The sequence below is a fragment of the Promicromonospora kroppenstedtii DSM 19349 genome, from assembly GCF_000515355.1.
Classification (GTDB): Bacteria; Actinomycetota; Actinomycetes; order Actinomycetales; family Cellulomonadaceae; genus Promicromonospora; species Promicromonospora kroppenstedtii.
This window is the reverse complement of record NZ_KI911762.1, coordinates 23186-27426: the sequence shown is the minus strand read 5'-3', so window position 1 is coordinate 27426 and position 4241 is coordinate 23186. Positions and strand designations below refer to the sequence as shown.

Genomic DNA, 4241 nt, shown 5'->3' with positions numbered 1-4241 from the left:
GGCGCCGGGTCGTGGCCACGGCGACCGCCTGCGTGGCCGCGGTGGTGCTGGCCGGAGCGGGCATCGGCGCGGCCGGGGCGTTCTACGCCGACCAGCAGCAGCCTCTGCCCGGCACGGTGAAGACCACGGCCAAGGGGGCCCCGTCCACCGAGCCGTCGTCCACGAGCCCGACGGCGGGCCTGGCCGACGAGCCCACCGAGTACCTGGAGACCGGTGGTGGCACGCTGCCGGTGCTGCCGGGTGTCGAGCACGGCGTGGTCGAGGGAGCGGGGGCCGCGCCCTACATCCTCGGCGGGCTCTGGTACGAGGTCCCGGCCGGCGGCTGGATCGCCGTCGGCGACGTCAACGCGGGCGGCGTGGCCGGCTGGCTCGCCCCGGACCACCCGGAGGCGGACGGCCTCGGCGAGACCGGGACCATCGACGACATGGACGCCACGATCGAGCTGCGCAACGTGTTCGACGTCGCGGGCTGGACCGCACCGGCGAAGGACTCGGGCGCGACGACGATCGACATCGACGGCGCAGACCTCGTCGTCATCGAGCAGCACGAGCGGGAGGGCAAGGTCCGGCCCGCCACCATCACGGTCCGCAGCGGCGACGAGGGCTGGATCATCGACACCCGGTTCGCGGCGACCGCGCAGGGCGACAAGATGTTCCGCGACTTCGTCGGGAACCTCTGGCTGAAGGAGGCGGGCGAGCCCGACTGGTACCTGCCGGAGTTCTCGGCCCCGGTGCTCGACGCCATCGAGCGAGGGATCCCGGCCGACTGGGTGCGGACCGAGCACAACGGCCTGACGTTCGCGGTCCCGGAGGGCTGGACCTCGGCGGAGACCGACGGCGAGTTCTCCCCGGGCGTGGAGTGGACCGGGACGACGGTCACGCACGTGGATCCCGGCATCGACCAGGAGACGCTGAACCTGTGGACCGACGCCACCGCCGAGGAGAAGGCGCGTGCCGCCGAGGACACGGACGTGTTCGAGCGGGTCTACGTCCAGGGCGGCAAGCCTGGCGGAAACTGGTGGACGCCGTCCGGCACCCCGGGGTCCAAGATGATCGACATCCCCGGCGCCGACTACGCCGAGGTGATCCCGAGCGCGCACAACGTCGACGGGGAGACCGACTACTACTGGGTCGACCTCTACATCCACCAGGAGGACCGGGGCGAGAACCTGTTCCTGGTGGTCGAGTTCGACGGCGGCGAGCAGGGCCTGCGTGATCTCCACACGTTCCTGGGGACACTGGACTTCCGCCGCTGACGGCGCTCGGCGAAGCACGTGTCGGACGTGCGGGTCACCCCCGTGACCCGGGTGTCCGGCACGTGCTTCGTGGTTCCGGGAAATTTCTCTGAACCAATATGGAACCTTCGTCCCGGTCGGGCCGTGTTCCGTTCGTGACAGTCACGAGTCCGCGCGTTCGAGCGCCAGAGTCCCGGGCCCAGAGGCCCGTGGTCCTGCGCGTCGTGCGTGCCGACTCCAGCTCTGCGGACGACCTGGAGACCGTGACAACCCAGCAGAACACCCCAGACTCCCCATCCACCACGACACCGAAGTCAGACTCCGTCCCCACGACCCGGCCGCTCACGGTGGTGCGAGGTGGGGACCAGGATGACGTAACCTCGCTGCCCGTGCGTACCGACCGGCCCAGGGCCACTCACGCGCGCAGGACCGCCCAGACCTCGAAGAACGAAGAGTTCACGGCGTTCATGCGAGAGGCCAAGGATCCGCTGCACCGGATGGCCTTCCTCCTCAGTGGTGACGCCCACCGCGCCGAGGAGCTCACGCAGCAGACCTTCGAGCGCTGCTACCGGCACTGGCACAAGGCCCGGCAGGGCGACCCGCTGGTGTACGCGCGGCGTGTGCTGGCGAACCTGCGCATCGACGCCTGGCGCCGTACACGGCGCGAGGTGCTGACCGGGCCCGACGAGCTGCCGCAGGAGGACATCCGCGCGGCGCGCCCCTCGACCCGGATGCCCACGCGCACCGTGGACGACCGCGACACCGTCGTGCGCGCCCTCCTGCGCCTCCCGCTCAAGCAGCGCCGGGTCGTGGTGCTGCGCCACCTGCTCGACCTGTCGGAGTCCGAGGTCTCCAGCGAGCTCGGCATCCCCCTCGGCACCGTCAAGTCCACTGCCTCGCGCGGCCTCGCCCACCTGCGCGCGATCCTCGATCTCGATTCTCTGGGCGGAACGCGATGAACACGAACCTCTCCCACGGCGCCCCTGACGACGACTTCGTCGCCCGGCTCCGCGAGTCGGCGCACGCGGCCGTGCCCGAGTCGACGCTCGACCTGGACGGCGTCCTGCGGTCGAGCCGGCGCAAGCACACCGCTCGGCGGGCCGGCGTCTCGCTGGCGTCGACGCTCGTGCTGGCCACGGCGGGTGCCGGAGTGGCGGGCGCGCTCCCGGGGATCCCGGGGCTCTGGAGCAGCGCCCCGGTAGAGGTCACGCCCCTCGGCACGCCCGAGCCGATGGCCACGGTCGAGGTCGAGCCCGCGCCGTCGCCCACCGACCTCCCGACGCCGGACCCGGCCACGGAGCTCGCGGACCTCGCGCCCGGAGTGACCTCGGTGGCGCAGCCGGCGGCCTACCGGGTGGACGCGAACACCGCTGTTCTCGACCTCGGCCTCCCCGCGGGGAACGGCGAACGCTACCTGGCGGTCGTCACCCTGGCGAAGATCGACGGCCGGCACAGCGCCACCGACCTGGAGGTCCTGGCGGGCGGCGACACCGCCCTGCAGAACCTCCGCGCGGGGAACCTCGGCGGGACCCTGCTCTGGCGCGGCGTCACGTCCGACGCGATGGTCCTGCCGTCCGACGGCGGACCGGCCCTCGTGTTCGGCTTCTCCTCCGGTGTGACGGAGGGGGACCAGTTCCTGGTCTTCGACGACCCGCGGACCGATGGTGCCGCGGACGCGCAGGGGGCGTCCGCGTCACCGGGGTCCGGTGCCGGTGCCGAGAAGGGCGCACCCGAGGCGGGCGCGTCGCTGCGGATCACGCCGTTCGACGTGCTCGGCGACGGCAGCGTGTGGATGCGCGTGCTGCAGGTGGACCGGTCGACGGCGGAGCCGCGCGGCTTCGTCTACGCGAGCAAGAACACCTGGAGCGCCTCCTGGTGCCGCAGCACCTCACCCGAGTGCGCCGTCATCCACGACGTCGCCGGGAAGTCCGTGGACACGCCCCAGGCCGCCGAGCCCGCGCCGATGGTCGCGGAGCTAGCGCCGATGCTGGTCGACGACCCGCAGGCGAACGAGGTGCCCGCGATGGAGACCTGCGTCGCGCAGCGCACGGGCACCGACTGGACGGCTCCGGCCGGGCTCACCGGCAAGGCGTTCTGGCGCGCGCCCCAGGGTGTCGACGGCGACGTCTGGCGGCTCTGCCTCATCGACATGAGCGAGGCGCTGCAGCTCGCCGCGACGGGTGAGGTCCGGCCCGACGGCGGCGTGTCGCCCGCCCCGGCCCCGAGCGAGGAGCCGACTCAAGCTCCCGAGAACGAGGATCCCCTCGGTCTCGGCGAACTCCTGGAGGGACTCTTCGGGGGTTAGGACTTCCCGGTCCGCGTCTCGTCTGGGGAGATGGCGTGGGCCGGGAACAACCGAGCGGGCCGAGACAGAATCTGGGGATCTGTCTCGGCCCGCTCATTCTTGCGGCGGTGCGGCGGTGCGGCCTACTCGCCGTCCTCGCACGCGATGCCGTTGTTGTTCCGGTCGAGGTGCGGCAGGTAGCCCGGCTCGGTGTTGGGCAGGGGCGCCGCGCCCGCGGCACGCACCGCGTCGCAGTTCCAGTAGAAGACGGTGCCCGGGTTCCCGTTGCCGTTCCCGTCGTTCTCCTGCTCCTGCTCCTCCTGCTGCTGTTGCTGCTCCTGCTGTTGCTGCTGCTCCTGCTGTTGCTTGAGCGCGGCCTCCTGCTCCTTGACCTGCGCCTCCCGGTCCCCGAGTGCCTGCTCGCGCTTGGCCACCTCGTCGCGCTGCTTGTCGACCTGCGCGCGGTCGGCCTCGATCTCGGCGCGCTGCTCGTCGATGCCGGCCTGGATGTTCTGGGCGTCCGAGATCGCCTGGTTGGCGTCGGCCTGCTGGCCCGCCGTGACGATCACACCGATGATCACGCCGAGCGCGAGCCCGGCGATGCCGATGGCCACCATCAGGCCGGCGCCAGGACCGCGCCGCTGTGTCTTGCCGGGCCGCTGGCCCGGGCCCATGGCTCCGGCCGCGACGGTGCCGACGGGGATCGGGCCGCCGGACCGGCG

The 4241-nt window shown here is 72.3% G+C and carries 4 protein-coding genes; 3 read left to right on the top strand and 1 reads right to left on the bottom strand.

What is annotated here, in order from left to right:
• From PROKR_RS36590 to PROKR_RS28970, 3 genes are all read left to right on the top strand, one after another.
• On the top strand, positions 1-1256 hold a 1256-nt coding region (locus PROKR_RS36590; RefSeq protein WP_036971026.1), incomplete at its 5' end, for a hypothetical protein.
• A gap of 326 nt (positions 1257-1582) precedes the next feature.
• On the top strand, positions 1583-2194 hold the full coding sequence (locus tag PROKR_RS28975) for a SigE family RNA polymerase sigma factor (RefSeq protein ID WP_425414957.1): 612 nt from the start codon (positions 1583-1585) through the stop codon (positions 2192-2194).
• Positions 2191-3540, top strand: coding sequence for a hypothetical protein (locus PROKR_RS28970; protein ID WP_036971024.1), 1350 nt, complete (start codon positions 2191-2193; stop codon positions 3538-3540). The genes PROKR_RS28975 and PROKR_RS28970 overlap by 4 nt, the downstream gene beginning before the upstream one ends.
• A gap of 122 nt (positions 3541-3662) precedes the next feature.
• Here PROKR_RS28970 and PROKR_RS31145 read toward each other — a convergent pair.
• Positions 3663-4241 (bottom strand): excalibur calcium-binding domain-containing protein (locus PROKR_RS31145; RefSeq protein WP_425414956.1); only part of this gene is annotated, 579 nt, incomplete at its 5' end.

Excerpts from the sequence above, each read along its gene's own strand:
- PROKR_RS28970 (WP_036971024.1), top strand. The coding sequence starts at position 2,191 with ATGAACACGAACCTCTCCCACGGCGCCCCTGACGACGACTTCGTCGCC.